This is a genomic window from Tunturiibacter lichenicola (assembly GCF_051013355.1).
Taxonomy (GTDB): domain Bacteria; phylum Acidobacteriota; class Terriglobia; order Terriglobales; family Acidobacteriaceae; genus Edaphobacter; species Edaphobacter lichenicola_F.
Window position 1 is genome coordinate 423,804 of sequence record NZ_CP132944.1, and the last position, 20,672, is coordinate 444,475.

A 20,672-nucleotide genomic window follows, 5' to 3' on the forward strand; every position below is an offset into this window, starting at 1 on the left:
AGGATGACAGATGTCACGCGACATCGTCATCCTCGACAGCTTCGGCTGGGAAGTTGCCTTCGCGGCGCATGCGCAGATAGCCGCGAATAAATGGCTCGAGATCGCCGTCGAGAACCTTGTCGACATCGCCTAGTTCCACGCGAGTGCGAAGGTCTTTCGCCATACGGTAGGGTTGCAGGACGTAGCTGCGGATCTGGGAGCCGAACTTGATGTCGAGTTTGGAGTCTTCGAGCTTGCGAGCGGTGGCTTTTTTCTTGTCGAGTTCGTACTCGTAGAGCTTGGAGCGCATCATCTTCATGGCGCGCTCTTTATTTTTGTGCTGCGAGCGCTCGTTCTGACAGCCAGTAACGAGGCCGGTTGGGATGTGGGTGATGCGGACTGCGGAGTCGGTTGTGTTGACGTGTTGACCGCCTTTGCCGCCAGAACGATAGGTGTCGATGCGAAGGTCTTCCATCTTGATGTCGATGACGATGGTGTCGTCGATCTCGGGCGAGACGAAGACCGAGGCGAAGCTGGTGTGGCGGCGCTTGGCAGAGTCGAAGGGTGAGATGCGGACGAGGCGATGCACGCCGGTTTCGCCGCTGAGCAGACCGAAGGCGAAGTCTCCGGTGATGGTGAAGGTTGCGGACTTGATGCCGGCCTCGTCGCCATCCTGAATCTCGTTAATCTCCACCTTGAAGTTCTGGCGCTCACCCCAGCGGATGTACATGCGCATGAGCATCTCGGCCCAGTCTTGAGACTCTGTGCCGCCTGCGCCCGGATGCACAGTGACGATCGCGTTGAGCGAGTCAGTTTCGCCGGAGAGCATGGTTTTGGATTCGAGCTTTTCGGCGAAGTCGACTAGGGCTGGAATCTCACGGGTCAGGTCAGGCTCGGTATTTTCGCCTTCGCGGGCGAGTTCGAAGTAGGCTTCGATGTCGTCCGTGCGGCGGGCCAGTTCGGTGTCGTCGGCGAGGAGAGTTTCGAGGCGCTTGCGTTCTCGCATGAGGGGCTGCGAACGTGAGGCGTCAGCCCAGACGGTTGGGTCGGCTATCTTTTCCTCAATGACGGAGAGTTCGCGGCGGAGTCGGGCCGAGTCAAAGATACTCCCGCAGATCGCGTACTTTGTCGCGGACCGGGGAGTAGGAGTATTCGAGATCGCTAAGCATATGAACTTTAGTTTACGGCAAACCGGCTGCGGAGGCTCAGAGCGAAGGCAACTATGGTGACAAGAGCGCAGGCGTAGGCGAAGAGGTCGCCGTGGGCGGCGTAGAAGGTGACGTCGTGCTCGAAACCGAAGTGGACGCGAAGACTGGACCGCAGATGGCGCGGGAGAGCGGCGGTAACTCGACCGTAGGGGTTGATGGCGACGGTGACGCCTGTGTTGGTGGCGCGGAGAACCCAACGGTGATTTTCGATGGCGCGCATGCGAACCATGTTGAGGTGCTGCCATGCGGCGCTGGTGTCGCCATACCAGCCATCGTTGGAGATGTTGATGAGGACGTCGGCTCCCTGCTGGGTGAGATGGCGGATTTCGTCGCCAAAGATCGATTCGTAGCAGATGAAGACGCCGTAGGTGTGGCCGCCTGTGGCGAAGACGGTTTGGTGCTTGCCGGGCTCGAAGGTGCCGACTTCGTTGAGGAGATTTTTTGCGAAGAAGAAGAGATCTTTGAAGGGGACGTACTCGCCGAAGGGGACGAGATGCATCTTGTCGTAGTGGCCGTCGAAGGTGCCGTCAGGATTAATGAAGGAGGCGCGGTTGTAAGGGGTATAGCCGGACTTATTCGTTGGGCTTGGCTCGAAGCCCGTGTTACCTACAATGACAGGGGCCTGCGTTGCGATGGCGAGGTTTGACATAGCGGCGCGGAACTGTGGGTCAATGTCCTCGAACGGCGCGGGGGATTCGGGCCAGACGATGAGGTTGGTTGCGGTCGGGGCCGGGGTTGCCTGAACGGAGTCGTTTGGCCGGATGAGAAAAACGGCTTGAGTGTCGGTCAACTCAGGGATTCCCAGAAGGTACTTTCGTGATGGATAGCGGCTGAGATACGAGAACGAATCCAGAAATTGCTGGGTGGTGGGTTGAGGCCCCTTATTGGCAGCACCTACTTCGAGATTTTCCTGAACGAGAGTCGCGGTGGCGGTGGTAGGCCCGGGCTTAGGGTTCGCAATGAGGCGAAGGCCGAAGATGTATACGACGACAATGACGACGCCGCCGATGGTTAACGCTGGCCGAGTAAATCGACGCTCGCGGAGGCGTATTCGGACCAGCCAGAGAGCATTGATCAAAGCGACGATGAAAGAGAGTCCGTAGGCTCCAGTTATTGGAGCGAGGCGTGTTAGTAGCGGATTGTCGACCTGTGCGACGCCGAGCAGGTCCCAGGGCAGGCCGGTAATGCGCGCGCGGGCGAGTTCGACGGCAACCCAGGCGAACGGTACCAGCAACAGAGTGGTTTGACGGCCGAAGCGATTGTGGAAGGCGGCAATCAGCGCTCCAAACATGGCGTGATAGAGGCCGAGATAGAGGCTGAACAGGATTAGGATTCCGAAGGCGATGGGTCGATCCAAGCCACCGTAGAGATACATGGTCTGGTAGATCCAGTAACAGTTGCCCAGGTACCAGACAAAGCCACAGGCGTAGCTGATAGCTGCTCCCTGACGGATGGTAAGTGGATTGCCTGTCTTTGTCTTATCGAGGAGAGCCCAGATGAGGGGAAGTAGAGCGATCCAGCAGAAGGCGGTTCGCCAGAGTGGCGTAGGGCCCGCGATAGAAAAGGGCAAAATCTGTAGGATGCCGGACAGCACGGCCATGGCCCAAAGTCGCGGGGGGATTCTTCGCATCTCGTCTGAAGTCTAACATTGAGCCAGCAATTTCCAGCGAGGTTCGGGCTAGTGAGAGATACAATAGAGCCGCATGGATTTCGTCATTCATCTCGTTGCAAAGATTGTCGTGCCGCTCTTTTTCATCGGAATGGCTGGGTCCGCAGTGGTGATCGTTGTGAGTTTTGCAGAAGATTTGAAGGAGTTGCTGGGAGATGAAGATTAGCTGTCAACGACGGAAGCAAGATCGCACTTTGCTCTCGCTGGCGGGTCTTGGCAGTGTTTCACTCAGGGTGATGAGTGACAGCCGGAGCACCGAAGTTGTCCGGTATCGCTGTCGGCAGGTGGGATTGAGCATCAAACCATAATGGCATCTAAACAGACGATCACTAAGCCGCAATCGAACCGCGTCCGCCTGGTCGTGGCGTCGTCGGTGATGCTTACCTTTATCTCTTTCTGGCGAGCAGCGGCGATTGTGTTGAACGATCTGGGCTCTTCGGCGTTCTATGCGGGTGGAATTGCAGAAGAGGCGGTCGGTAAAGCCGCGCCATGGTTCATCCTCGGCGTGATGCTGTTCAGCTTTGCCGTGCGGGCGGTGTATGTCGAAAGCTGCAGCATGTTCACGCGCGGTGGCGTCTATCGGATCGTCAAGGAGGCGCTGGGCGGAACATTCGCTAAGTTGAGCGTCTCGGCGCTGATGTTTGATTACATCCTGACGGGACCGATCTCGGGGGTTTCAGCAGGGCAATACATCGTCGGGCTGATGAATGAGTTACTGCGACTCTGCGCTGCTCACCACTGGATCAGTGGACTAGTGATGCATCCGAGTGGAGTTACTCGCCAACTTCCGGTCAATGGCACCTCGGCAGTAATTGCAAGCATGGTTACGGCCTATTTCTGGTGGCAAAATACTAAGGGGATTGAGGAGTCGAGCGACAAGGCTCTGAAGGTGATGAAGATCACAACTGTAATGGTTGTGATTCTACTTTCGTGGGGAGTCTTTTCGGCGATTCACACAGGGGTGCATCTGCCGCCGTGGCCTACGCCGGACAATCTACACTTCAGCACAGACGCGCTCGGATTTCTGAAGCACACAGGATTCATGCGGTCGCTGGGATTATTCGGCGTACTGATGGCGTTTGGGCACTCCGTGCTGGCTATGAGCGGCGAAGAGTCCCTGGCACAGGTGAACCGCGAGATCGAGCATCCGAAGCTGAAGAACCTGAAGCGCGCTGCTATCGTAATTGCGATCTATAGCTTCATCTTTACCGGCATCGGCACCCTGTTGGCTGTGATGTTGATTCCCGACTCGGTGCGGGTTCCGGTGTATCGCGACAATCTGATTGCCGGAATGGCGATGTACATGGTGGGGCCGCTGGCGTTGCGAATAGGATTCCGGATCTTTGTTGTGATCGTCGGCTTCCTGATTCTTGGCGGAGCTGTAAATACTGCCATCGTGGGTTCAACCGGCGTGCTGATGCGTGTTGCTGAAGATGGCGTCTTATCGGATTGGTTCCGCAAGCCGCAGCGGAAGTATGGAACCAGCTATCGCATTGTGAATCTGGTTGCCGGGCTGCAGATGTTTACGATTTTAGTAACTCGCGGCAACGTCATCATGCTGGGAGAGGCGTACGCGTTCGGCGTGATCTGGAGCTTCACCTTCAATGCGCTAGCAATGTTGGTGCTGCGGTGGAAGTATAAGGGCGAACGTGGCTGGAAGGTTCCGCTCAATATTCGACTTGGTAAGACTGAAGTACCTCTAGGATTACTCTCAGTTTTTCTAGTTTTGCTGACGACTGCCATCGTCAATTTATTTACAAAGTCGGTAGCGACTGTAAGTGGAATTATCTTTGCGGCTGCATTCTTTGTGATCTTTTCGCTTTCGGAGCGAGACAATAAACGGCGTCACGATCTAACAACGCTTCAGATGAAAGAACATTTCCAACTGGAGCATCAGGATAATGTGGGACGCGAGGCGTTAGAGATACGCCCGGGTGCGGTGGTTGTAACTATGCGGGATTCTGCCGCGCCGTTTGCGCTGAAGTGGGCTTTGACCCACACCAACACAGATGATCAGGATTTAGTCGTACTGGCAGCGCGAATGATGGGTGCCGGCGGTCCAGAGTATGTCGATGCTTCGGAGCAGTTATTCAGCGAGCACGAGCAGATGCTGTTTACCAAAGCGGTGTCGGTGGCCGAAAGCTTCGGGAAGCATATTTCGCTGCTGGTAGTTCCTGCCGGCGACATCTTTTCAGCTCTCGTTCAGACGGCTAATTCCCTCGATGCTGCAGCGGTGGTCTCAGGGCTCTCTACTAAGCTAACTGCAGAAGAGCAGGCTTACCATGTTGGCCAGGCATGGGAGGCACTCCCTGAACCGAAGCGACAATTTACGTTTTACGTGGTCAAGCCTGACGGTGACTCGCTGAGCTTTCACATCGGACCGCATGCACCTACTATTGAACCGCACGAAGTACAACTGGTCCACCGTCTGTGGCTCAATTTGCGCCGTGCGCCCGATATGCAGGATCTGCACCATAGCGACATCCTGACCTATGCACTAACACGCATGGCTACCGAGTTTGCGCGAGATAAGCAAGGAACTCTCAGAGACTTGCAGAAGTGCATCGATGAATCTCATCATCGTCGCATACTGGGAGGTTTGCGGCACGAGGAGTTAGACGAAGCTGGACCCGGTTATGCGATTCGGACTCCACGTGCGGGAGTTAGGGTCGAGAGCGATGAACCTGCTTCGACTAAAACAAAGTAAGCCGTCTAACTTACATTTATTTGCATGATGTTAAGGGCTTCTGTATCGTCGTACTGTGGCGAAAAGAATTGGTCTATGCGAACCTGACAACGAGCTACTAGACCTACTAACGCCAAATGGAGGTAACACGTGGAAGTAAGTCGCATCATTTCCGAAATTGATGCCCAGATCTCGAAGCTGCAGCAAGCACGCGCGCTGTTGGCTGGGACAACGGCCGCAGCCGGCCGCACCGGCCCTGGTCGTCCGAAGGGCAGCAAAAATACTGTCGCTGCAGCGCCGGCAACAAAATCGGCTCGCAAACGTAAGCTGAGTCCCGAGGGCCGGAAACGTATCGCCGATGCAATGAAGAAACGTTGGGCCGAGCGACGGAAACAGAGCTCGAAGGGCTAATTCCAAGATCTGTGAAAGAAATATGGGCGCCTCCAAAGTGGAGGCGCCCATATTTCTTGTGCTGGTGGATCTTGCCGACCATCGTCAAGCTATTTATCGAGTAATAATGACCTCGCGCAGGCTGTCTTTCGCAAGGAAGAATCGATAGTTGCTGAACTCACTTAACATGTTCTCGATTTTGCGATTGTTAAAGACATTAACCAGCGGGTAGTTCCCTGCACGTTGCATCTCAACGACGTCGGTATCGGTGAGATGGTATCGGCAAAAGAACGTGTCTGGGCTGGTTGTCTGATGGAAGAAAGCCAGCATCAGGCCTCCGGGCTGCAATACTTTGTGAATCCGGGACAACACAGGAGCAATTAAAGGCTCCGGCAGGTAATCTGCGGTGTCCCAGAAGATCACGACATCGAACATACGACCGGAAAAGTTAAGATTGCTCTCCAGAAAGCGTTCGACGTTGAAACTAGGTTCTTCGCCCGTCTCGCCGGGAGTGAGCCACTCCGGCTTGGACGCCTCTTCGACTACGCTGGCCATGTAGATACTGTGGCCGAGGCTGGTGATGTAGTTAATGTTGGTGGAGGAGGTAGGCCCGATGTCGAGGATGCGAAGCGAGTCCTGCGTCTGCAGATGCTTCATCAACTCCTTCCACCCACTCGAATGACGAGGCACCCGTCCAAGGTCGTTTCCTCGTGGACTGCTTGTACTGTCGCTACCGCCGAAAAGGCTGCGCATGAGCCCGCTTCCCTTCTGGTCTATGCCTGTGGTTGAGAGAAGAGAGGAGCGCCCGCCTCAGCCGGTGTGGAGGTCGCTGCAGTTACCGTTGAGGACTTTGGTAGCGCCTCGGAGGTAGCTTTGAGCTCAACACGTCCCTTCAAAACTGCGCTTTCTTCGATGCAGAGTCTGCCTGCAAGAATGTCTCCACTTACGGATGCAGACTGGCGAAGGTCAACGCGGCCTGCGGCCTGCACGTTTCCAGTGAGATGACCGAAGATGACGACATCTCGAACATTGATATCGGCGCGAACGCGCGCGTTAGGCCCAATCGTCAAGAGGTTCTCCTTGAGGGTGATGGTTCCTTCTATATCTCCGTCGATGTAGAGGTCTTCATTGCCGGAGATCTCTCCCTGAATGACGACCGACTTACCGATGACGGTGGAACCCTCTGCTGGTTTCATAAGCTTTTTGTTCTCCTTGCGGTCCTGTGGGCTGCATATGCGCCTTGCCCGAACTATACCCAAGCTCATCGCTGGAGGCAAACGGCGCAAACTTCAACGGTACTTCAACGGTCTACGTAAGACGCATAGAATGGGTAGATGAGAGGTGTGGGTTGGTAACAATTGCGACGGGGGGGCATGAATCGGTTTCGTGCGGCGCCCCGCGACTTAGTGGGGTTGCAGCGCGTCGGAGATTATGGCCTCGGGCCGTCCTGGGAGCTGTTCTCCTGTCGGCCGGTATTACGAATCTGCATGCGGGTGCGCAGAGTGAGCCTACGACAAAAGATGTAGCCGGTCAGGGGCTGCTGTCGATCCCTCCGCGCTCCTGGGTCGTCGATGCAGCAAAAAATGAGTTGATCGCGCTTCATCATACCGATTCGTATCTGCGGTATCGGACGCACACGATCAGTGAGAAGGGCGATGTAGTCCGAGACGTCGTTGAAAGTAAGGATGGAACCGTGGCGCGCCTGATTATGAGGGACGGAAAGCCACTGACCGAAGAGCAGGACAAAAACGAGCGGCAACGGCTGAACGATATGATCGCGTCGCCCTCAACCTACTTCAAGCACGTAAGGAATGGGGAGTCCCAGCAGAAGCTGGCTGACGCGATGGTGCCACTTATGCCCGATGCGGCACTCTATAGCTACACTCCGGGGCAGCCTCAATCCGGGAAAAACGGAGGGGCACTGGAGATCGTGCTCGACTACAAGCCAAATCCCAAATTCAATCCACCAAGCACGGAGGCGGAGGCGCTTACCGGGCTTCAGGGAAGGATATGGATCGATGCGAAGACGCATTATCTCGTACGAATGGAAGGGACGATCGCGCGCGGAGTCAACTTCGGTTGGGGAATGCTAGCCCACATCTATCCAGGCGGTAAATTGTCGTTAGATCAGACCAGTGTCGGCGGCAATCGGTGGATATTCACTAATTTTTCGATGCAGCTAAGTGTGCGCGCGCTGATGGTTAAGACACTGAACGTCCGCACGACCTCAAGCGGCAGCGGCTTCCAGGTGATCGGTCCGATGAGCTACCAGGATGCGATTCGTCTCATGCTGGGTACACCTTTACCCAGATGATAGTGCGAGGTTTCACGCGGTCACGCGGGCCTTCGCTTGGAGCGTCTGCCGACGAACGGTGAGGGCGTCGATGCGATCTCGCTGTACCTCGAAGCCACGTCCGACGGCGGTTGGAACGACGATCTCGCCCTTGTCGTTGACTGTGACAGCGGGCTCGATAATGTCCTGCGACCAGTAGCGGCTGGACGCGGAGACATCTCCGGGGAGAGTGAAGTTGGGAAGCGAGGACAAGGCAATGTTGTGGGAACGACCGATTCCGGTCTCCAGCATGCCACCGCACCAAACCGGGACGGCGCGCTCTTCAGCTATATTGTGCACACCGATCGCTTCGCTGAAGCCTCCGACGCGCCCGACCTTGATATTGATGATGCCGCATGACTCCATAGCGATAGCAGCCAGTGCGTCACGGCGATTGCGAATGGACTCATCGAGGCAGAGGGGGGTTTCGAGCCGCTTCTGCAACAAAGAGTGGAAGTAAAAATCGTCCCACCAGAGAGGCTGCTCGATCATGAGCAGGTTGAAACGGTCCCAGTCAACGATGCAGTTAAGGTCTCTCATCCGGTAGACCGAATTGGCATCACAGCTCAGGGTGATATCAGGCCAGCGGTTGCGCACGGCTTCGAAGACGTTGGTGTCCCAACCAGGCTTGCACTTTAGTTTGATGCGTTGATAGCCGGCGGCTAGTTCGGTCTCGATCTTATCGATCAGGTGCGGAATCGAAGACTGGATACCGATCGAGACTCCACACGGAATGACGCTGCGGGTTCCTCCAAGGAGTTCGGAGAGTGAGACGCGCTTGACTTGAGCTTCGAGATCCCAGACGGCGTTCTCAAGGGCAGCCTTCGCCATGCGGTGGCCGCGGATTTGACCGAAGATTTTAGCGCAGCTTCCGCCACGTTCGACATCGGCATCGAGAAGACGAGGCCCGAGCTCTGCTTCTGTGATGATCCAGGCTGTATCGATGGTCTCGTCGCTGAAGTAAGGGTGCTCACCAGCGACACACTCCCCCCAGGAAGTAAGACCTTCGGATTCGAGTTCGATCAGCAGAATGCGCCGGCTTGTGGTCATACCGAAGCTGGTCTCGAAAGGATGAGCCAGCGGCATATTGATCTCGCGAAGGTGAATCGCATCGATGTGGAGCATGTCAGTCCTGTCTTTCCGATCGTCCGAAGTTACTGGTAGTTGCGGAATCTGGCCGGCTTCGCTCTCCGGATGATTGTCAGGTGTCTCTTACAAGATTGTCACTTGTTCATAGCTTCCGTCCAGTGACCGAGAAGAAAAGCGCCATTACCTTCGGCATCGCGTTCGTAGCCGACGACCGCAAGACCACGCTGGAAGGCTGATTCAAGTGCCGTCCTGTTGCTGCTCTGTAAGGTTTGCGCGAGGTTTCGCTGTTGAGCGTTCTGCTTCCATTGGTAGATGGAATGCGGAACGGTAATTCGTTCCAAAATCTGCTGGGGTTGAGCTTCGCCGTGCAGGATGCTCGCCACACGGGCAGAGCGCAACCACCACTCCGCGTATAACCTGTCCGTCGGAAGGCCTCCCTGCAACGGGGAAGACGAAGGGCCATAGAAGTCGGGCTGGTAGCGGCGGACGATGGCGCCAAGCCGATTGATGTTCAGGTGAGAGTTTCTGATCTCCAGCGGGTCGAAGGTCCACTCCATGAGATCGAAGCCGCGGGCGATAGCGTCGTCGCGCTGGGCGAGCTTGAGGCAGCGGCCAATGCCCGCATTGCGGTACTGAGGCAGGACTGCAAGCATGTGCGAGTGGAGGTATGGGAGGCCTGCACGGTAGCCGGGTAAAGACATGGCAAAGCCTACCAGGGTGTCCCCGTCGAAGGCACCGATGACCTGGCCGCCGATGCGCTGTGCGACGACGAAGACACGCCGGGGGATGACGTCGCCGTCGCTGTAACCCCAGACCTCGAGTTGGAGGACGACACAACGTTCAAAGTGTTCGAGGCTGGTAAGGGGCTGAATCTGAATGTCGTTCTGTGTGCTTGCGCTCATGACCTCCTCGGCTCGTTGGCCGCTGTCTTGATCTCGCTGTTTGCCTCGTTCTTGGCCTGATTCCATAGCAGGTCCAGCTGCGATGGCGTGGAGGCTGCCAGAGCGTCCGCCCCGCCCGCGGCAGACTCCATCGCGACGAAGCGACGGCGGAATTTTGCGTTGGTGGCACGCAGGGCCGACTCCGGATCGACCTTGAGGTGCCGGGCGAGATTGACGGCGGTGAAGAGAATATCTCCAAGCTCCGCCTCGACTGCGGTCGTAGAACTGTGGCCGGAGGAGGGGGGCAGTTCGGCCTTTAGTTCGCCAATCTCCTCTTGAAGTTTGTCGAAGAGACCATCGGTATCTGGCCAGTCAAAGCCTACTTTTGCAGCGCGTGAACCGAGTTTTGCAGCCTCCATCACGGCAGGCATGGAGCGCGGGATTTCGTCGAGCATTGAACTCTGCCGATGTGCAGACGCTTTCTTCTCGGATTGCTTGATTTGCTCCCAGTTGCGTAACACTGCGTTTGAATCAGTCGCTTCGGCGCCGGCGAAGATGTGAGGGTGGCGGCGAATGAGTTTCGCGTTCAGGTTGGAAGCGACGTCTTCAATCGAAAAATATCCCGCCTCGGAGGCCATCTGAGCGTAGAAGAGAACCTGCAGGAGAAGGTCGCCGAGTTCGTCCTTTAGATCGGGCCATGCGCGACGCTCGATCGCGTCGAAGACCTCATAGGTCTCTTCGAGCGTGTGTCTCTTGATGGAGTCGAAGGTTTGCTCGCGGTCCCACGGGCAGCCGTTCGGAGCGCGCAGGCGCGCCATGATCGCAATGGACTCCGCGAGTGAGTCTGTGCCCGGCTGGACGACGTTCAAATCGATTTTTTCAGGTGCGGACTCGGCCATCCTTCAACTTTACCCGATGATATCGACTTCCCCACAAGAGCAGAGATGAAGTATGCTTTGCTGCATATGGCACCAAAACCCGAAGCAAATGCTAAGCAGGTACGACGACGGAGCGGTTGGATTCTGCTGTTGATACTGCCATATCTTGGGCTTTGTTTCCCGAAGGTCTACGCTCGTTCGTTGCCAGTCCTGTGGGGCTTTCCCTTCTTCTATTGGTATCAGTTTGCATGGGTCATTGCCGCTTCTCTGCTGCTGGCGATCGTATACAAAAAACTCAAAACTTAGGCCGCAGGTTCGAATCCGACTAGGTCCACTCTGCTCGTCAAGTTTTCCGGTTTTAAGCGAAGAACAACGCGCCCAGGGACTACAGGCGCGTTGTGAGGAAGAAGAATCGGACGAGCGTAATTGCTACATCTGGCCGTTCGGCCCGCTTGACGATGCCGTCGTCGGCTTATCTCCGCTCATGTTCGTCATCAGCTTGATGTCTACACGACGATTTTTCGCGCGACCAGCAGCGGTGCTATCGCTTGCAACCTGCTGATCTTTTCCGATGCCGATGAGATAAAACTTGTGAGGCGGGATGTTGTACTTCGAAGAAAGATAGTTGACCACCGCATCGGCGCGTCGCTGGCTCAGTTGATAGTTGTATGCTGCATCACCCACTGAGTCGGTGCCACCGGTCACTTCCAGGATGTAACCGCGGGTACTGGTCAGATTTGCAGCCAAATCATCAAGCTCTTTTTTGTCGGAGGCCGTCAAGACGTACTTGTCGAAGCCAAAGGTCACGCTGACGTCGGAGAGTTGCTTATAGTTGTCGAGGTTGGCGACTACGCCGCTCAGACTGTCGACGCGGTTGTAAGCTTCCTGCGCGGAGTGATTGGCAGCATCGGCGGACTGTCCGGCAGCCAACGCATGCTGATCCGCAGTATTGGCGGCGCTCTGTGCCCCGGCAATGCCAGTCTTCGCTCGCTCATCAGTGTTAACGATGTTGCGGTGATCTGCAGCGGTCTTTGTATCGAGGTCATTCGTCTGTTGAATGATCGGGGCCGTCTGCGACTTTACGTAATTTTTGGTCGAGCATCCAACCGTAAAGGTAAGCGCAAGAGCACTGGCGAGGGCAGCGGTACAAGCAGACTTCATCTTTGTATTCGTATCTATGGGACTTGTCGTACTCATGGTTCACTCTCCGAGTTGCAGGTGCTGCAACGTTGAGTTAGATGCAATCAGCTGGCCAAAACGTTTCCCAAGTTCAACTGATTTGTTTACATAAACTTACGCAACAGCAACCAGCTACTTTTGCGCTTGTGGGATTGCACGCCCGGGAACTTTTGTTGTGTTCGAGCGTCAAATCTACCGAGCAAAGGTATGCACAGTGCAGCCTAGGGGTTCCGTCTACACTGAGACGTAAGCCCTGATATTCGGCATGGATCTCCATCAGAAAATTCGAACACTCCCTACTCAGCCGGGCTGTTATCTCTATAAAAATGCTGACGGAGAGGTTATCTACGTCGGCAAGGCGAAGAACCTCCGAGCCCGCGTGCGCTCCTATTTTTTGGAGGCCTCTCAGGCAAACGCGAAGACCGGGTCGCTCATGCGCGAGGCCGTCGATGTGGAATACATCACGGTTGCGAACGAACATGAGGCTCTGGCACTGGAAAACAACCTCATCAAACAGAAGAAGCCGCGCTTCAATATCCTTCTTCGCGACGACAAGACCTATCCGTACATCAAGTTGACGATGAACGACCGTTATCCCAAGGTCTTTGTGACACGCAGGCTGCGCAAAGACGGAGGTGCTTACTTCGGTCCGTATTTTCCGGGCAACCTGGCGTATCGGCTGGTCGACCTGATTCATCGGAGTTTTTTGATTCCAAGCTGCAAGGTCGATCTGTCCCGCTACCATCCGCGAGCGTGTCTCCAGTACTACATCAAGCGTTGCCTAGGCCCTTGCCTGGAAGGCTTGACTACACCGGAGAGCTACAGAGAGACCATTCGCGATGTACAGCTCTTTCTAGAAGGGCGGCCGAATGAACTTGAACAATCGTTGACGAAGCGCATGGAGGCTGCGGCGGAGGCTGAGCAGTTCGAACTTGCAGCGCGTCTTCGAGACCAGATTGTTACCGTGCACCAGATGCAGGATAAGCAACGCATGGCGACGACTGACAACGAAGATGCGGACGTCTTTGGCTACCATTATGAGAACGAGATGCTGGCGGTGAATCTTTTTCACATGCGCAGCGGCAAGATCGTGGATCGTCGCGATTTTTTCTGGGAGGATCTGCCGGAGTCACTACTGGATGCTGCGACCGAGGCTGTAGCAGAGGTGGATGAGTTGGAGGCTATGCCTCGTATCGAGCCAGACCCTGCAGCGGCGGCGCCCGAGATTGGGGAAGGAATTCCGGTAGTGCAACACTCGGCAGTGTCTGAGCTTGGAGGTGCATTTAGCCCGGCAGTATTTTTCTCAGCACTGTTGAAGCAGCTCTATCTGGATCAAAGCTATGTCCCGCGATCGATCCTTGTGCCGGTTGAATTTCCCGATCGCGCACTGCTGGCGGAGATTTTGACCGAGCGCACCAGTAAGCGCATCGAGATCCTTGCGCCACAGCGAGGGGAAAAGCGTTCGCTTGTTGATCTCGTGTGTCAAAATGCAAAGCAGTCTTACGATCAGCGCTTTCGTGTGCTGCAACCCGGGATGAAGGCCATCCAGGAGGCTCTGCAGGACGCACTTACGCTGGAGGAGTTGCCGCGACGCATCGAGTGTTTCGACATATCGCACATTCAGGGCTCTGAGACGGTCGCCTCTATGGTGGTGTGGGAGGATGGCGCGATGAAGAAGTCAGACTATCGCAAGTTTCAGGTAAAGACTGTCACAGGTGTCGACGACTTTGCAAGCATGCGCGAGGTGATTCAGCGTCGCTACAAGCGACTGCAGGAAGACAAGAAGCCATTCCCTTCCCTGATCCTGATTGATGGTGGCCTGGGCCAGTTGCATGCGGCGTATTCGGCACTGGAAGAGATTGGCGTTACGCTGCAGCCTCTGGCGTCGATCGCGAAGCGGGAGGAGATCATCTACGTGTACGGACAGGAGAATGAACCGGTTGTGCTGGACCGCCGCTCTCCTGTCCTTCATCTGATGCAGAAGATCCGCGACGAAAGCCATCGATTCGCTGTGACCTACCATCGTAAGCGACGGCAGATGCGCGATCGCGATAGCGAACTGCTCTCTATCCCAGGAGTTGGGCCGAGGACACGTCAGCGGTTGATTGAACACTTCGGAAGCGTTCGCGGCATCAAACAAGCTGGATCTGACGCACTGACTGCCGTGGTAAACGCAGCCACCGCCGAGCGCATTCGTAAGTACTTTGAGACTGAGGCTGAAGAGAAGCCTGTACTTCCGGTACTGAATTAACCGTGGATAACTCTCAATTTAGTATTGGCTACTGCTGCCAGACGTCGGGACGGCACCGGCAGCTTTGAATGTGTTGCATGCGGCGATGGTTCCCTCCTGCAATCCACGTTTGAACCAGCCAACACGCTGCGCCGAACTGCCGTGGGTGAAGCTCTCAGGGCTCACCGTACCGCGCTGCATGCGCTGGAGATGATCGTCACCAACTGCTGCGGCAGCTTGCATGCCAGCCTCGATATCTGCATCGTGGATGATATTGCGCTGCGCGGTGCTATGCGCCCATACGCCGGCGAGGCAGTCTGCCTGAAGTTCAAGATCGACGGAGAGGCGATTTCGCTGAGAGGGGTTTTGCGCTGATAAATTTTGGACCTGCGCTTCGATCCCTAAGAGATCCTGCACATGGTGGCCAAGTTCATGAGCCACGACGTACGCTTGAGCAAAGTCTGCATTTGTGCCCCCGAGACGGCGAAGTTCGTTCCAGAAACTCAGGTCGATATAGACTTTCTCATCTGCCGGGCAGTAAAAAGGGCCGGTCTGTGACTGCGCAACTCCGCAACCGGATCGGGTGTAGTCGCGAAAGAGCACAAGCTTCGAGCGCTGATAGTTTTTTCCGGTTTGCTCCGGCAGAAGGGTGGTCCAGGTCTTCTGAACATCGTCGAGCGTCCACGAGACAAGCTGCGCGGCGCGATCCTCCTGCGGTGAGACAGCTCCGGGCCCAGAGGGTGCCATGCTCTGCGAAGTCTGGGAAGGCGCTCCGGTATGACCGGAGAGGTAGCTGCCGATGTAATTTCTTCCAGTTACCAGGCTGATGATCAGCAGGAACAGAAAGCCGACAATGCCGAGACCTCCGCCGCTAAAGCCGCCGCCACCTCCAGAGGAGCCACGTCGGTCCTCGATGTCGCCACTTAGTCCACCAGGCGTCCAATCCATAGTTTGCTCCTGTGATTTCGTCTCTATCTTATAAGCGCAATCTAGTATCGCTTGCCAATTTGATGCAGGAATTTCACGTTTTTACAGGCTCAAATATCGACTCCTCCCCGGTTGCATGAAGATGATCGGGAGCGTTGGATAGAGACTGTCGTGATTTGAACAGCCTTTTAGTAGTTGCGGGGTTGCGGCGAAGTTGTGCTACTCTCCGTGAACCGATGCCGGAATCACAGAATGAACTACCACGCGTTCTGAACGCATCTCACGCAACGTCTATCGTTGTCGGCATCATTATCGGCAGCGGTATCTTTCTGGTGCCGCGCGAGATGATGGCCGCGGTTGGTTCATCGCGGACCGTCTACGCGGTATGGATCGTCGGCGGTCTACTTTCTCTATTTGGTGCGATGACCTATGCGGAGATAGCTGCCGCACGACCGCGGTATGGTGGCGAGTACGCTTTTCTCCGCGAGGCATACGGCGATCTTGCAGGCTTCCTCTACATGTGGACTCAAATTACGGTTGCCAAACCTGCGTCGCTGGCGACCATCGCTGCCGGACTGGCACGCGTCCTTGGGACCTTCGCGATCTTCAGTTCATTTTCTCGGCCGGCTTTTTTTCATCTGTCCTGGGGACAGATCTTTGCCATCGCGATGACATGGATGATTGCCGGTCTCAATATCGTCGGGACACGTAAATCTGCCAATGTCCAGCTTTTGCTGACCTGGTTGAAGGGTGTTTTAATTGTTGTGATTGCCGGCTTCTGCTTTGGAGCTGCGGGAAGTCACGGTTCCTGGCACAACTTTGCAACTAACTTCACTGGCGCCCGCGGCGGCTTCTCCGGCTTCATGATCGCGCTGGTCGCAGCGTTATGGGCCTACGACGGATGGAGTGACGTTGTGACCATGGCTGGAGAGGTGCAGCGTCCGCAACGCAGCATGCCGCTGGCACTCGTGGGTGGAGTCGTTATCGTCGGTGCGCTCTATATGCTGACCAATGCGGCCATTCAATACGTACTGCCTGCGGCCGTGATCGCCACTTCGGAGCGGCCTGCTGCCGATGCAATGCGTCTGGTTGCAGGGCAGTGGGGAGCTACGCTTGTCTCGATAGGCATGGCAGTTAGTATCTGCGCGACATTTGTCGGATCGTCGCTGTCAGGGGCGCGAGTTCCATTCGCAGCCGCGCGCGATGGACTATTTTTCAAGCAACTGGCGCACGTTCATCCACGCTTTCAAACACCGTCGACAGCACTCATCCTCCAGGCCGTTCTGAGTTCCCTGTTGCTGCTTGCAATTGGCAGGTTTCAGGCTCTCTTTTCGTTGGCTATCTTCGGCGAGTGGCTTTTTTATGCCTTGACCGCCAGCACTATCTTCGTCTTTCGACGCCGCGAGCCCGACGCATCACGCCCGTACAGCATTTGGGGTTACCCCGTGCTGCCTGCCCTCTTCATTCTGGCAGCGGCGGTCCTGCTGGTCTTTTCCTTCGCAGACCAGCCGCGGAACTCCCTCGTCGGGACAGCCATCATCCTGCTCGGAGTTCCGCTGCATCTTTTGTTGCGGCGAAGAGCGACGAGCTAATTACGGTTCTCGATGACTCGCTCATAGACGCGAACGTACTCACCGGCTGGCTTGTCCCAGGAGAAGTCCTGCGCCATGCCACGCTCCATCATCGTCTTCCACTCAACCTTGTTTCGGAAGGTTCCGAGGGCTCGCTGCAGAGCATCCAGCAGGGCAGATGAGTCGTAGCCCCAGAATTTGAAGCCATTGCCGGCGCCAGAAGGCTGCTCATCGATCGTGTCGTCAAGGCCGCCTGTCGCTCGCACCACAGGAATGGTGCCGTACTTCAAGCTGTGGATCTGTCCCAGACCGCCCGGTTCGTACCGTGATGGCATCAGGAAGATGTCGGCGCCCGCTTCGATCTTGTGAGCCATGACATCGTCAAATTTTATCTGTGCTCGTAACTTGTCAGGATGGCGATTCGCAATCTCGACGAGCACGCGCTCGTAGTACTCCTCGCCGGTGCCGAGCACCACCATCACCATGTCTTCCTTGACCAACCGATCCATGATGTCGACGATGAAGTCGAAGCCCTTCTGGGTTGCGAATCTGGAGACGACTCCAATGATGGCGGTTTCGTCGCCGACTCCTTCGAAGCCGTAGGCGTGGAGCAGATCACGCCGACACTCTTTCTTGCCGGCAAGGTTTTCGGCTGTGTAGTGCGCTGCAATATGGGGGTCGGTGGCGGGATTCCACTCTTCATAGTCGATACCGTTAAGGATGCCAAAGAGGTCGCCGCTGCGTTGACGCAAAACGCTGTCGAGTCCATTGCCGAACTCTGCCGTTTGAATCTCCTCGACATACTTGCGGCTAACGGTCGTAATGGCGTCAGAGTATGCGATGCCACCCTTAAGAAAATCCACCGTGTTGTAGTGTTCGAGTTTGTTGGGAGTGTACATGTTCCATGGCAGTAGTAGCTTTTCCATCGTCTCGGGTGGAAACCAACCCTGGAATCCGGCGTTGTGGATGGTTAACACGGCCGGTACATGACGAAGCACCGGATCGAAGTAGTAGACAGACCGAAGCATGACCGGAACCATTGACGCCTGCCAGTCGTGGACATGAAATACGTCTGGGACGCCGATAATCTTCGATGCCTCAATGACCGCGCGACAGAACAAACCAAAGCGTTCGGCGTTGTCGGGATATCCACCGGAGGGAGTGCCGTAGAAGTTTTCGCGGTCGAACAACTCTGCGCAATCCACGAAGTAGGTCTGCACTCCCTTCGCTACGCTGCCGTCCAGTATGCGAACAAACCGGTTATAGGTCGGAAACGGGATGGTCACACTCGGCAGCACCACGGCTGGATTGGGAATAGCCTTCGCAACCTGGCGGTAGTACGGAATGAAGACGCTGGTGCGGTGGCCGAGTTTAGCCAGTGCCTTCGGGAGGGAGCTCACTACATCCGCCATCCCACCCGTCTTGGCCCAGGGGGCACACTCCGCTGCTGCAAAAACAATATGCATACTGTCGTCCTTTATCTTTCCAGCCAAACCGTTAGTCTATAGAAGAGCACATGAAGAATCAGCAAACATTGGATGCAGATGAAGCGTAAGCCGAAGCTGGGGCAGAATTTTTTGGTTGACGACCCCGCCCGCCATGCAATCGTGGACGCTCTTGGTGATCTTAGCAAGCGCACCGTGATCGAGATCGGCCCGGGCCATGGAGCTATCACCGAAATCCTCGCATCACGCTGCCGCAAGCTGGTCGCGTTGGAACTCGACCGGGGGCTTGCGGCAGAGCTGACCTTTCGTTTTCGCGATCAGCCACAGGTACAAATCGTCGAAGTTGATGTTCTCAAAGCGGACTTTCGTGCGCTCATTCCTGCAGGCGAGTCGGCGGATGTCATTGGCAATCTGCCGTACTACATCACGTCGGACATTCTGCTGAAGCTGTTTGCTGCGGGCAGCGCTGGATTGATTACTCGTGCAGTACTCATGATGCAGCGCGAGGTGGCGGATCGTGTCTCCGCTGAACCTGGAGTTCGTGATTACGGTTTGCTCTCCGCCACCGCACAGATGAATGCGCAGGTCGATCACCTCTTCACGTTGCCGCCGTCCGCGTTTTCGCCGCCGCCGGAAGTCTACTCCACTGTTTTGCGGCTGCACTTCGCGCCGCGGTTTACAGAGTTGGGCGTCGATCCGAATGGATTCAACCTTTTTTTAAAGCGATGCTTCGCCCAAAAACGGAAGACCCTGCAAAACAACCTTCGCGCCACAGGATACTCTGCGGAACAACTCATCAAGGCATGGCCTGGGAGCATCCCTGCACAGGCGCGTGCCGAATCGCTAGCGTTAGAGCCGATGGCTGAACTCTATCGTTCCTTGTTGGACATCGATCTGCCAGCGGGGAACGCGTCGAAGTAAGCGCTTGCAATTCAATTTTCTACATCAGAGACTTCAATGATCTTCCGCGGCGGACTGTTCCAGCATCTTTGACGCCTTCAGGCGCACGCGCTGGATGAGGGCAGTGTCGTCGGCGATTGAGGCCAGAGCAGGCGAGATTGTACCCAACTCCAAGGCTCGTCCCTCCTGCACTTCCTGCGACAGGTTGGCCATCTCTGCGTCAAGACCGAGCCGGTCGTAGCGATGCAGAAACTCCAGTTTTCGACCTTCATCCATGGTGTAGGCGATCGCCAGGAATGTATTGGTCAGCGTATCGACGTTCTTGTTTTCGGAGTAGTTGTACGTGCACGTCCCCGACCCGTCTGGTCCTGAGTAAGTCAAAATTTTCTTACCGGTGTCTGCTATATTCTTCGCCTTCGAAGCGCATTCGGTATCGAAATGGTTCAGCGACCGCGCTTCCTTGAAGATCTTTGCGACCGTGCCAGGAGTCAGCCTGAGCGCGCGATCTATGTGCTGTGCTGCTTGTCCCCGACCTGACGTCTGCGTAGCCGCCATCTCCGCCTGATCTGCCTGATAGGTGCCGACGCCGTCCTCTTGGATGTGAAGTTTGAAATGCGGAACCTCAAGGCCTGGACGATCAAACTGAAAGGTCACCTCAGCTGCGGTCGGCTTCGAGTCAGTCTTGGGCGTGTCGACCGCCTGAATGGCAGATGCAAGACCAGAACACGTCAGTAGAAGAATGCCAAGTGCCGCCCGTACCGTTGCACTCATCGACGAGCGTCCTGGAGTTCAAGAGTTTGTGCGGTGTGGATGTGGCAGATCGCAATCGCCAGCGCATCCGCGGCATCCGGCGAGTCGAAGGCGTTCTCGTTATCGAGCAGACGTCTGACCATAAACTGAACTTGCTCCTTTGCCGCTAAGCCGTAACCAACGACCGAGCTTTTGATGGACAACGGTGCATACTCGGCGACCGGCAGACCGCAGGTTGCAGCAGCCAGCATCGCTACGCCACGCACCTGTCCAAGCTTCAACGCGGACTTCGCATTCGCCGAGAAAAAAACCTCCTCGATCGCGATAATCTCTGGTTGATGCAGGGCGATAAGAGCAGTCAGCTCCTCGTATACCTGAGCGAGGCGTTGCGGGGTCTTCTCTTTCTTGTTCAAGCGGATCGTTCCTGCGGCAAGATGCACGAGACGCGGCATCCGGGCGTCGCAGTCCACTTCCACCACACCGTAGCCGGTAAACTCTGTCCCACAATCGATACCGAAGACCCGCATGGGCGAAGTTTACTGCATCCCGGGCCACGTG

At 55.9% G+C, this 20,672-nt stretch carries 20 protein-coding genes; 8 read left to right on the forward strand and 12 right to left on the reverse strand.

The features are described 5' to 3' along the window. Positions 1 to 13: 13 nt before the first annotated feature. Both prfB and lnt read right to left on the reverse strand, forming a co-directional pair. A protein-coding gene (gene prfB, locus RBB82_RS01735; RefSeq protein ID WP_433973392.1) for a peptide chain release factor 2 occupies positions 14 to 1,148 on the reverse strand; the annotation gives its coding sequence in 2 pieces (ribosomal slippage) (positions 14 to 1,078 and positions 1,080 to 1,148; 1,134 coding nt in all). A gap of 7 nt (positions 1,149 to 1,155) precedes the next feature. Continuing rightward, the gene (lnt, locus tag RBB82_RS01740; RefSeq protein ID WP_433973393.1) at positions 1,156 to 2,817 is read right to left on the reverse strand and encodes an apolipoprotein N-acyltransferase; all 1,662 of its coding nucleotides are present in this window, start codon (positions 2,815 to 2,817) and stop codon (positions 1,156 to 1,158) included. Positions 2,818 to 2,890: 73 nt separating this feature from the next. On the opposite strand from lnt, the gene RBB82_RS01745 reads away from it, so the two are divergent. The 3 genes from RBB82_RS01745 (at position 2,891) to RBB82_RS01755 (ending at position 5,953) form a co-directional block, all read left to right on the forward strand. Next, the gene (locus RBB82_RS01745) at positions 2,891 to 3,022 is read left to right on the forward strand and encodes a hypothetical protein (protein WP_260740193.1); all 132 of its coding nucleotides are present in this window, start codon (positions 2,891 to 2,893) and stop codon (positions 3,020 to 3,022) included. 141 nt (positions 3,023 to 3,163) lie between these two features. Next, complete coding sequence (locus RBB82_RS01750; RefSeq protein ID WP_433973394.1) at positions 3,164 to 5,563, forward strand: APC family permease; 2,400 nt, start codon at positions 3,164 to 3,166, stop codon at positions 5,561 to 5,563. Between the two features lie 129 nt (positions 5,564 to 5,692). Beyond that, on the forward strand, positions 5,693 to 5,953 hold the full coding sequence (locus tag RBB82_RS01755; protein ID WP_433973395.1) for a hypothetical protein: 261 nt from the start codon (positions 5,693 to 5,695) through the stop codon (positions 5,951 to 5,953). A gap of 93 nt (positions 5,954 to 6,046) precedes the next feature. Here RBB82_RS01755 and RBB82_RS01760 read toward each other — a convergent pair whose 3' ends face one another. Both RBB82_RS01760 and RBB82_RS01765 read right to left on the reverse strand, forming a co-directional pair. Then, positions 6,047 to 6,685 (reverse strand): SAM-dependent methyltransferase, encoded by a 639-nt coding sequence (locus RBB82_RS01760; protein WP_433973396.1) that lies wholly within the window; start codon positions 6,683 to 6,685, stop codon positions 6,047 to 6,049. Positions 6,686 to 6,705: 20 nt separating this feature from the next. Further along, entirely contained in the window at positions 6,706 to 7,128 is a 423-nt protein-coding gene (locus RBB82_RS01765) for a bactofilin family protein (protein ID WP_433973397.1), read from the reverse strand. Between the two features lie 44 nt (positions 7,129 to 7,172). Here RBB82_RS01765 and RBB82_RS01770 point away from each other — a divergent pair, with 44 nt between their 5' ends. Then, positions 7,173 to 8,246: a hypothetical protein gene (locus RBB82_RS01770; RefSeq protein WP_433973398.1), complete on the forward strand. Its 1,074-nt coding sequence runs from the start codon at positions 7,173 to 7,175 to the stop codon at positions 8,244 to 8,246. Between the two features lie 12 nt (positions 8,247 to 8,258). Here the strand turns inward: RBB82_RS01770 and menC are convergent, their stop codons facing one another. The 3 genes from menC to mazG all read right to left on the reverse strand — a co-directional run bounded on the left by menC (position 8,259) and on the right by mazG (position 11,133). Next, positions 8,259 to 9,389 (reverse strand): o-succinylbenzoate synthase, encoded by a 1,131-nt coding sequence (gene menC, locus RBB82_RS01775; protein ID WP_433973399.1) that lies wholly within the window; start codon positions 9,387 to 9,389, stop codon positions 8,259 to 8,261. Positions 9,390 to 9,487: 98 nt separating this feature from the next. Further along, positions 9,488 to 10,255: a GNAT family N-acetyltransferase gene (locus RBB82_RS01780; protein ID WP_433973400.1), complete on the reverse strand. Its 768-nt coding sequence runs from the start codon at positions 10,253 to 10,255 to the stop codon at positions 9,488 to 9,490. Further along, a complete protein-coding gene (mazG, locus tag RBB82_RS01785) occupies positions 10,252 to 11,133 on the reverse strand; it encodes a nucleoside triphosphate pyrophosphohydrolase (protein WP_433973401.1) in 882 nt (293 codons plus the stop codon). The genes RBB82_RS01780 and mazG overlap by 4 nt, the downstream gene beginning before the upstream one ends. A gap of 45 nt (positions 11,134 to 11,178) precedes the next feature. Here mazG and RBB82_RS01790 point away from each other — a divergent pair, with 45 nt between their 5' ends. Beyond that, positions 11,179 to 11,418 (forward strand): DUF3311 domain-containing protein, encoded by a 240-nt coding sequence (locus tag RBB82_RS01790; RefSeq protein WP_433973402.1) that lies wholly within the window; start codon positions 11,179 to 11,181, stop codon positions 11,416 to 11,418. A gap of 123 nt (positions 11,419 to 11,541) precedes the next feature. Here the strand turns inward: RBB82_RS01790 and RBB82_RS01795 are convergent, their stop codons facing one another. After that, positions 11,542 to 12,309, reverse strand: coding sequence for an OmpA family protein (locus tag RBB82_RS01795; RefSeq protein ID WP_433973403.1), 768 nt, complete (start codon positions 12,307 to 12,309; stop codon positions 11,542 to 11,544). 247 nt (positions 12,310 to 12,556) lie between these two features. On the opposite strand from RBB82_RS01795, the gene uvrC reads away from it, so the two are divergent. Then, positions 12,557 to 14,542 (forward strand): excinuclease ABC subunit UvrC, encoded by a 1,986-nt coding sequence (gene uvrC / locus RBB82_RS01800; protein WP_433973404.1) that lies wholly within the window; start codon positions 12,557 to 12,559, stop codon positions 14,540 to 14,542. An 18-nt stretch (positions 14,543 to 14,560) separates the two neighbouring features. Here the strand turns inward: uvrC and ypfJ are convergent, their stop codons facing one another. Beyond that, entirely contained in the window at positions 14,561 to 15,469 is a 909-nt protein-coding gene (gene ypfJ, locus RBB82_RS01805) for a KPN_02809 family neutral zinc metallopeptidase (protein ID WP_433973405.1), read from the reverse strand. Positions 15,470 to 15,684: 215 nt separating this feature from the next. Here ypfJ and RBB82_RS01810 point away from each other — a divergent pair, with 215 nt between their 5' ends. Beyond that, a complete protein-coding gene (locus RBB82_RS01810; RefSeq protein WP_433973406.1) occupies positions 15,685 to 17,040 on the forward strand; it encodes an APC family permease in 1,356 nt (451 codons plus the stop codon). Here the strand turns inward: RBB82_RS01810 and glgA are convergent. Then, entirely contained in the window at positions 17,037 to 18,485 is a 1,449-nt protein-coding gene (glgA, locus tag RBB82_RS01815) for a glycogen synthase GlgA (RefSeq protein WP_433973407.1), read from the reverse strand. The two genes, RBB82_RS01810 and glgA, sit on opposite strands and share 4 nt — an antisense overlap. Before the next feature lie 72 nt (positions 18,486 to 18,557). Here glgA and rsmA point away from each other — a divergent pair, with 72 nt between their 5' ends. Then, positions 18,558 to 19,385, forward strand: a complete 828-nt coding sequence (gene rsmA / locus RBB82_RS01820; RefSeq protein ID WP_433973408.1) for a 16S rRNA (adenine(1518)-N(6)/adenine(1519)-N(6))-dimethyltransferase RsmA — start codon at positions 18,558 to 18,560, stop codon at positions 19,383 to 19,385. Between the two features lie 33 nt (positions 19,386 to 19,418). Here the strand turns inward: rsmA and RBB82_RS01825 are convergent, their stop codons facing one another. Both RBB82_RS01825 and ruvC read right to left on the reverse strand, forming a co-directional pair. Then, positions 19,419 to 20,135 carry a hypothetical protein gene (locus RBB82_RS01825; RefSeq protein ID WP_433973409.1) on the reverse strand — a complete coding sequence of 239 codons (717 nt, stop codon included), beginning with the start codon at positions 20,133 to 20,135 and terminating at the stop codon, positions 19,419 to 19,421. Continuing rightward, the gene (ruvC, locus tag RBB82_RS01830; protein WP_433973410.1) at positions 20,132 to 20,641 is read right to left on the reverse strand and encodes a crossover junction endodeoxyribonuclease RuvC; all 510 of its coding nucleotides are present in this window, start codon (positions 20,639 to 20,641) and stop codon (positions 20,132 to 20,134) included. Before ruvC ends, RBB82_RS01825 begins: the two co-directional genes overlap by 4 nt. Positions 20,642 to 20,672 lie beyond the last annotated feature (31 nt).

Excerpts from the sequence above, each read along its gene's own strand:
- lnt (WP_433973393.1), bottom strand. The coding sequence starts at position 2,817 with ATGCGAAGAATCCCCCCGCGACTTTGGGCCATGGCCGTGCTGTCCGGC.
- RBB82_RS01745 (WP_260740193.1), top strand. The coding sequence starts at position 2,891 with ATGGATTTCGTCATTCATCTCGTTGCAAAGATTGTCGTGCCGCTCTTT.
- RBB82_RS01750 (WP_433973394.1), top strand. The coding sequence starts at position 3,164 with ATGGCATCTAAACAGACGATCACTAAGCCGCAATCGAACCGCGTCCGC.
- RBB82_RS01760 (WP_433973396.1), bottom strand. The coding sequence starts at position 6,685 with ATGCGCAGCCTTTTCGGCGGTAGCGACAGTACAAGCAGTCCACGAGGA.
- RBB82_RS01765 (WP_433973397.1), bottom strand. The coding sequence starts at position 7,128 with ATGAAACCAGCAGAGGGTTCCACCGTCATCGGTAAGTCGGTCGTCATT.
- menC (WP_433973399.1), bottom strand. The coding sequence starts at position 9,389 with ATGCTCCACATCGATGCGATTCACCTTCGCGAGATCAATATGCCGCTG.
- RBB82_RS01780 (WP_433973400.1), bottom strand. The coding sequence starts at position 10,255 with ATGAGCGCAAGCACACAGAACGACATTCAGATTCAGCCCCTTACCAGC.
- mazG (WP_433973401.1), bottom strand. The coding sequence starts at position 11,133 with ATGGCCGAGTCCGCACCTGAAAAAATCGATTTGAACGTCGTCCAGCCG.
- RBB82_RS01790 (WP_433973402.1), top strand. The coding sequence starts at position 11,179 with ATGAAGTATGCTTTGCTGCATATGGCACCAAAACCCGAAGCAAATGCT.
- RBB82_RS01795 (WP_433973403.1), bottom strand. The coding sequence starts at position 12,309 with ATGAGTACGACAAGTCCCATAGATACGAATACAAAGATGAAGTCTGCT.
- uvrC (WP_433973404.1), top strand. The coding sequence starts at position 12,557 with ATGGATCTCCATCAGAAAATTCGAACACTCCCTACTCAGCCGGGCTGT.
- ypfJ (WP_433973405.1), bottom strand. The coding sequence starts at position 15,469 with ATGGATTGGACGCCTGGTGGACTAAGTGGCGACATCGAGGACCGACGT.
- RBB82_RS01810 (WP_433973406.1), top strand. The coding sequence starts at position 15,685 with ATGCCGGAATCACAGAATGAACTACCACGCGTTCTGAACGCATCTCAC.
- glgA (WP_433973407.1), bottom strand. The coding sequence starts at position 18,485 with ATGCATATTGTTTTTGCAGCAGCGGAGTGTGCCCCCTGGGCCAAGACG.
- rsmA (WP_433973408.1), top strand. The coding sequence starts at position 18,558 with ATGCAGATGAAGCGTAAGCCGAAGCTGGGGCAGAATTTTTTGGTTGAC.
- RBB82_RS01825 (WP_433973409.1), bottom strand. The coding sequence starts at position 20,135 with ATGAGTGCAACGGTACGGGCGGCACTTGGCATTCTTCTACTGACGTGT.
- ruvC (WP_433973410.1), bottom strand. The coding sequence starts at position 20,641 with ATGCGGGTCTTCGGTATCGATTGTGGGACAGAGTTTACCGGCTACGGT.